The organism is Paenibacillus sp. A3, from assembly GCF_001399685.1.
GTDB lineage: Bacteria > Bacillota > Bacilli > Paenibacillales > NBRC-103111 > Paenibacillus_G.
The window spans coordinates 1-6,824 of record NZ_JTHN01000198.1; the positions used below are offsets into that span (position 1 = coordinate 1).

The window sequence follows — 6,824 nt, forward strand, 5'->3', positions numbered from 1 at the left end:
TTACTGATGAGGCACTAGGCAACGGCATAATCATATTCCCAATGCGGATAACTCTTCGATTCGTCGGGAAGCATGTTTCCATAGAGTCCTAATGGTGATAAATACATCGGATTCATCGATCCATCTCTTAATTGTGTCCATTGGGCGTTCCAAAAAGAATGGGTCGATTCCAATTCCAGCAGGAATGTGACCAGCTTTAAGAATAGCTTCTACAGCGATTTGACGTTCTGCAACCAGATCGGCAAAAGTAGACGATATGTAGATTTGTAATTTTTTTTCATAGGCCACCTTATGGAATGAAATTAATATAAATCATACCGTTGGCTCCGTTCATACGTCAATATTTGCCGAGATTTCAATGCTTCGGATATTGCAGCCGGGGCCGCTTCTTTGCTAATCATCCCCTTTTTTGTATGATACAATCATGAGTTAATAGTCCTTTTTCTTAAAAATTCAAATTGGGATGATGATCCAATGAACATTTTGCTTGTGGAAGATGATAAAACTATCGCGTCCGGACTCGAGTATTCCCTGCAGCAAGACCAGTTTTCCACGATTCTGTGCCACGACGTCGCGTCTGCGAAAAAGGTAATAGCCGAGCAGTTGGATCAGTTCGCTTTATGTCTGTTCGATTTATCGCTGCCGGATGGAAGCGGGTATGAATTGTGTAAAATGGTGAAGGAGCGAAGCGATGTTCCCGTTATTTTCCTGACAGCCGTTGATGATGAAGTCAATGTCGTGATGGGGCTTGATATGGGAGCGGACGACTATATTACGAAGCCTTTTCGAATTCGCGAGCTGCTCTCACGGATAAAATCGGTTTTGCGAAGATATCAGAAGCAGCCGCAGGCAAGAGCCATCATCGCAGTAGATGCTATCCGGATCAATATGCTTGAAGGCAAGGTATATAAACATGGCGATGAAATTCCGGTGACGGCTTTGGAGTACCGCTTATTGCTGATTTTCGCGAACCATATCGGGCAGATCCTCTCCAGAAATCAGCTCTTAGAACAAATTTGGGATGTGGCTGGGGATTTCGTCAACGACAATACGCTAACCGTTTACATCAAAAGGCTGAGGGAAAAGCTAGAGGATGATCCGAAAGATCCAACGTTCATTAAAACCGTACGCGGTTTAGGATATAAGGTCGGTGAGTAGCATGCTGCGTAATCGCGAGATCCGCCTCGTACTCTTGTTGATGTGCACGATAAGTTTGGTTATGCTTGCCGCCGCGGCTTTTTTTTCGCTCGCTGCCGTGGTTCTCGTTCTAATGACTTCCATTTTACTCATTGGATGCAGCCACCTGTTTACGAGGTTGAGATATCAAGAGATTGAGAAATTGTCCGGCTATTTGCGGCAAATTAGCGGCGGCGACTATTCCCTTGACGTCCGGGATAATCGGGAAGGGGAATTCAGCATTCTGAAAAATACGATTTATAAAGTAACCGTCATGCTGTCGGAGCAGAGCGCCCTGTTGCATAAAGACAAAATCCATCTTACCGACGCGATTTCGGATATATCCCATCAGCTCAAAGCACCTCTAACCTCTATGATGGTCATGGCCGACTTATTGGACGACGCCAAGCTGCCTGAAGCGAAAAGAACGGAATTTACGCGCAATATTCGCATTCAGCTCGAACGGCTGGATTGGCTTGTTTCTTCGTTATTGAAGCTTTCGAAGATCGACGCAGGCACCGTGCAGTTCAAGAAAGATCATGTCAGGGTGACCAAGCTTATTGAACAAGCGTTACAGCCCGTGCTCATTCCGATCGACATCAAAGAACAGACGGTCTCGATAACAGGCGATGATAGCGTCTCATTTCTAGGCGATCTGAATTGGACAACCGAAGCGGTAATCAATATTTTAAAAAACGGCGTGGAGCATACGCAAGCAGGCGGAACCATCGCGATTTCCTTTTCGGAGAACCCGCTGTTTACGGAGATCAGGATCGAAGATAATGGCAAAGGCATCCCCAAGGAAGAGATCCCTCATATTTTTAAACGTTTTTATAAAGGAAAGAGTGCCGGCGAGGGCAGCAGCGGCATCGGTCTCTCGCTGGCTCACAGCATTATAACGAAGCAGAATGGAGATATAGAGGTCCAGAGTGAACTCCATAAGGGAACCCAATTTCGGATTCGCTTCTACAAGCAAGTCGTCTGATCAGGGCTAAGTGACTAGACTGTCACTTTCAAGTCACTGTAAAGTCACTTCGGGCAGATATACTAAATCCATCGACAAACGTATGGAGGTTTCAGCATGGAAATTCTGAGGATCGAACATCTGTCTAAAGTGTATGGAAAAGGCGACACGGCGGTAAAAGCGCTTGATGACGTATCCTTCTCGGTGGACAAAGGGGAGTTCGTCGCCATCATCGGTCCGTCCGGATCGGGGAAATCGACGCTTTTGCATATGCTAGGCGGCGTAGATAGACCGACAAGCGGAAAAGTGTTTGTGGATCGCACGGACATGTACAGCCTGGACGAAACGCAGCTGGCGATTTTTAGACGGAGACAAATCGGCTTGATTTACCAGTTCTATAATCTTATTCCGATTTTAACGGTTGAAGAAAATATCCAGCTCCCGCTCTTGCTCGATCAGCATAAGGTGGATCAGAAGCAGTTTGAGGATATTGTGAAGACGTTAAATTTACAAAATCGCTTGAATCATCTGCCCAATCAGCTTTCCGGCGGCCAACAGCAGCGGGTGTCGATCGGCAGAGCGTTGATGAATCAGCCTGCGATCATATTAGCAGACGAACCAACCGGTAACTTAGACAGTAAAAACGGCAGTGAAATCATTGACTTATTGAAAATGTTCAACAAAAGCTTGCATCAGACGCTGATTATGATCACCCATGATGAACGAATTGCTTTGCAAGCTGACAGAGTTATCGCCATTGAAGATGGAAAGATTGCCAAAGACGAGGTCATTCGGCCATGAACATTATCCATAAGCTAACGCTCCGGCATTTAATGCAAAATAAGAAGCAAACGCTTGTGACCGTGATCGGAGTTATGATTTCCGTGGCCATGGTGACGGCGGTTATAACGCTTGGCTCCTCTTTCTTGGTGTTAATGCAAAAGCAAACGATTCAAGACTATGGAGAATGGCATGTCCAGTACAAAAACGTCAACAAAGATCAGCTCGAAGCGATCAAACAGGATGCGGCAACCAAACAATTAATCACTTCCAAGGAACGCGGCTATGCCCTGTTACAAGGAAGTCAAAATAGCAGCAAGCCATATTTGTTCATTAAAGCGTTTAATGCCCAAGGCTTTAACAACTTCCCTATTGTATTGAGTGAAGGGCGTCTGCCTCAACAAGCCAATGAGATCGTCCTTTCGGAAGCTATCGCCCCGAACGCCAAAGTCACCTACCGGATTGGCGATCGTTTAACCCTTGATGTCGGGCAGCGCTCGAATCCTGCCGATCCTGGCGATACGAACCTTTCTCAAAACGAACCATTAAGATTCTTAAACGGGAAAAGCTCGGAAACCTTAATTCATACAACAACCGAAACGTATACCGTTGTAGGCTTTATTAAACGTCCTTCGTGGGAGCAGACGTGGGTGCCGGGGTATACCGCCCTTACCTATGTCGACGAGAACATGGTGGACAACAACAAAACCGTTGATGCGAGCGTGGTCCTCAAGAAAGTCGACGGCACTGTATTTGCTCATGCCAATGATTTGTCCACGAAAAACAACATCAGCTCGTTTAAAACGAATGAGTCTCTATTGCGTTATTATGGCGTAATGGGTGGCGTAGTAGGCAAAACCTACAGTTCGCTATTCGTCATTGTGGTGCTTGTTATAGTCATTGGCTCCATTTCCTTAATCTACAATGCTTTTGCGATTTCCGTCTCGGAACGGTCGCGTTATCTGGGGATGCTGTCGAGTGTTGGAGCAACGAGAAGGCAGAAGAGAAATTCGGTATTTTTTGAGGGAGCGGTGATTGGCGTCATTAGCATTCCCTTAGGCATCATCTGCGGCATGATTGGAATCGGCATTACCTTTCGCTTCATTAACTCGATGCTCGAAGATGCGATCGGTGTTACCGAAAAATTAACGTTGGTCGTCACGCCTTCATCGCTCGCAGTGACCTGTCTGATCTCGATCGTCACGATATTCATTTCAACGTATTTTCCAGCCCAAAAGGCATCTAAAATTTCGGCTATCGACGCGATTCGGCAAACCATGGATATTAAGCTGACGGGGAAAACGGTGAAAACCTCGAAGCTGGTCCAACGGTTATTCGGCATTGAAGCGGAATTCGGATTGAAAAATTTAAAAAGAAACAAACGCAGGTATCACGCTACGGTCTTTTCACTCGTCATTAGTATCGTGCTGTTTCTATCCGTGTCCTTCTTCACTTCCAACCTGCAGAAATCGCTTGGCGTCTCCCAAAAAGGCTATAACTATGATATCGGGGTATACAAGAACGGTGAAGTGACGACGCTCGATGAGCGTTTGGTGAGATCGATTGTGTCGTTGGAGGGCGTTACGGAATACAGCCTGATTAAACAGTGGTTTGGCGGGTTCACTTGGGTTCCAGAGGAGTCCATTCCTGAAGGGGCGAAACCCCCTTGGGATCCTGATCAGGGGCGGTATAAATACCATCTACAAGTAAATGCTTTAAGTGAAGACAAGCTGAAAGCCTATGCCCAAAAGGTCGGCATCGAGTACGCCAAGCTAACGAATCCCGCTCACCCAACCGCCATATTGATTGATGTCATGAAATATAAAGATGAAAAGAACAAAATTATCGAAACGAAAGCTATCCAGGGCCGAGTAGGGGAAATGCTTGATCTCGTCTCCACCGATTCTAATGAGGAATCGGTCAGCAAAGTGGAGCTTGCCGCGGTAACCGATCAATTCCCGATGGGACTTGTTCCAAGCAGCTTTGAAGTTCATCTTGTTGTATCCGAGCCGGTCTTCGACCAGTTAATGAAAAAAAGCAAGGATAAACCGTTTTCCTCACTTTACCTGAATAGTAAAGATCCTTTGAAAACACAGCAAGACATCGAAGAAATGAAGAAAGAGCTGGAAGTCAGGAACTTATTTCAAGAAAGACAGCGCTCCGAACAAAAGATCCTGTTAATGTCCGTATTTGTTTATGGTTTTGTGGCATTAATTACGGCGGTTTCGATGGCGAATATTCTCAATACGATTACGACGAGCATTGCCCTTCGCAAACGGGAATTTGCGATGCTGAGATCGGTGGGGATGACGCCGAAAAGCTTTAATAAAATGATGAACTATGAAAGCATATTTTATGGAATCAAGGCTCTAACTTATGGGCTTCCGATCAGCGCAGTGATTATGGTGTTGATCTACCGGGCCTTCATGCACAGTTTTTCGTACGGTTTCAGCGTGCCATGGACCAGTATTCTGTATGTGATTGCGGCCGTGTTTGTTATCGTGAGCTTGTCCATGTATTACGCCAGCATAAGAGTAAAAAAGGCAAACATTATTGATGCTTTGAAGCAGGAGAATCTATAGATGAAGAGTAGGCCGGAGACGTGACCGCGTCTGCAGCGTATGAGCAGCAGGCTGTGGCTGGCGAATGAACTGCGTAGAGCGTCTGGACAGCCGACCACATAGCTTAGGAAAGTTTTCTTTAGCCCCGCCGATTTGTTGGTGGGGATTATTTTAATCTCTCTTTACGCAAAAATAATCCTTTCAATTCATTCCGCTAAAGAAACCTATAGCGAGGGAGGATGCAATTAATGTCTGGGGAAGTCTAAGCTTTAGAGGAAATGATGTAAAAATCAGCCATGGAGCCCCTTTGTTAACCTTTTTCCTAAAAGATGAGTCCGGTTATATACTTGAACCATACAATAAAACTTCTTTGACTCTAGGGAAAGGAAAATATACCATAGGGCTTAGAGCGAATTTCTCTGATGGCACAGAACAAAATATCACAACCGAGATCGATATAGTCGTTCACTAGGTTTAGGACATAAAAGTCTCCAGGCATTCGTCACGTGAGAAGTGATTTGAGGGATTCAAATATGCATTTCATCCAAAAGTTATCTATATGAAGTCAAAAGGTTGTATCATGCTTACATAGAGTTCTAGAATAAAAGTAAAGGAAATGAGGGGAGATCTTTTTTGTATAGAGTGGCTATTTGCGATGATGAGGAGACACAAAGAAAGCTTGTTAAAGCTATCCTGATTACTTTGTCGATAAAGTCAAATATAGATTTTGAGATCGAATTATTCGGCTCGGGAGAGCAGTTGGTATCTTATTATGAGCGCCGTGAAAATCCATTCCATATATTGATCTTGGACATTGAAATGGGTGGAATGAACGGGATTCAAACAGCCCGAACAATAAGAGGTTTAAATAACCTGGATGAACAAATTATTTTTCTGACAAGCTACCCTCAATATATGGTGGAAAGTTTTGACGTCATGACATTCCAGTATTTGATAAAACCCATTGCGCCCTCGATCTTGGAGGAGAAAATCATCAAGCTACACCAATACTTTCAAGCACTTGATAAAAAGTTTATGGTCATCAAGTCAGCCTATGAAGAAGTCGTATTAAAATATGATGAACTTATTAGTATTGAAGCTGCCAAAAGCTTAACCATAAAAAGCAAACTATATTTTATCACCTCGAATCAAACCTATGAAAGCAAAGGCACGATTACAGATTATGCCGAAGCCTTAAAAGACTGCAACTTCTTGCAAATCCATCGTTCCATTATTATTAACCTGCTTCATGTGAGGAAGTTTGCTAGCGGAGTTGTTCTAATGTCCAATGGGATGGAACTACCCTTAGGCCGTTCTAAAATTAAAGAGGTTAAAGATGTTTA

Annotated in this window: 5 protein-coding genes and 1 pseudogene; 5 read left to right on the forward strand and 1 reads right to left on the reverse strand. The window is 44.4% G+C overall.

Translation table 11 applies throughout. The features are described from left to right. Nucleotides 1-23 precede the first annotated feature (23 nt). Nucleotides 24-288, reverse strand: a pseudogene (locus QJ48_RS36290) (DUF4062 domain-containing protein); the annotation flags it as partial. 186 nt (nt 289-474) lie between these two features. On the opposite strand from QJ48_RS36290, the gene QJ48_RS27290 reads away from it, so the two are divergent. The 5 genes from QJ48_RS27290 to QJ48_RS27310 form a co-directional block, all read left to right on the forward strand. Beyond that, nucleotides 475-1,158, forward strand: a complete 684-nt coding sequence (locus QJ48_RS27290) for a response regulator transcription factor (protein WP_054976548.1) — start codon at nt 475-477, stop codon at nt 1,156-1,158. Between the two features lies 1 nt (nt 1,159). Next, nucleotides 1,160-2,161, forward strand: coding sequence for a sensor histidine kinase KdpD (locus QJ48_RS27295; protein ID WP_054976549.1), 1,002 nt, complete (start codon nt 1,160-1,162; stop codon nt 2,159-2,161). A 96-nt stretch (nt 2,162-2,257) separates the two neighbouring features. Beyond that, nucleotides 2,258-2,941 carry an ABC transporter ATP-binding protein gene (locus QJ48_RS27300; protein WP_054976550.1) on the forward strand — a complete coding sequence of 228 codons (684 nt, stop codon included), beginning with the start codon at nt 2,258-2,260 and terminating at the stop codon, nt 2,939-2,941. Continuing rightward, the gene (locus tag QJ48_RS27305; RefSeq protein WP_054976551.1) at nt 2,938-5,502 is read left to right on the forward strand and encodes an ABC transporter permease; all 2,565 of its coding nucleotides are present in this window, start codon (nt 2,938-2,940) and stop codon (nt 5,500-5,502) included. The genes QJ48_RS27300 and QJ48_RS27305 overlap by 4 nt, the downstream gene beginning before the upstream one ends. Before the next feature lie 612 nt (nt 5,503-6,114). Next, nucleotides 6,115-6,824 (forward strand): LytTR family DNA-binding domain-containing protein (locus tag QJ48_RS27310; RefSeq protein WP_054976552.1); only part of this gene is annotated, 710 nt, incomplete at its 3' end.

Bases quoted from the DNA above. Each gene is read 5' to 3' on its own strand.
- QJ48_RS27295 (WP_054976549.1), top strand. From the start codon at position 1,160: ATGCTGCGTAATCGCGAGATCCGCCTCGTACTCTTGTTGATGTGCACG.
- QJ48_RS27300 (WP_054976550.1), top strand. From the start codon at position 2,258: ATGGAAATTCTGAGGATCGAACATCTGTCTAAAGTGTATGGAAAAGGC.
- QJ48_RS27290 (WP_054976548.1), top strand. From the start codon at position 475: ATGAACATTTTGCTTGTGGAAGATGATAAAACTATCGCGTCCGGACTC.
- QJ48_RS27305 (WP_054976551.1), top strand. From the start codon at position 2,938: ATGAACATTATCCATAAGCTAACGCTCCGGCATTTAATGCAAAATAAG.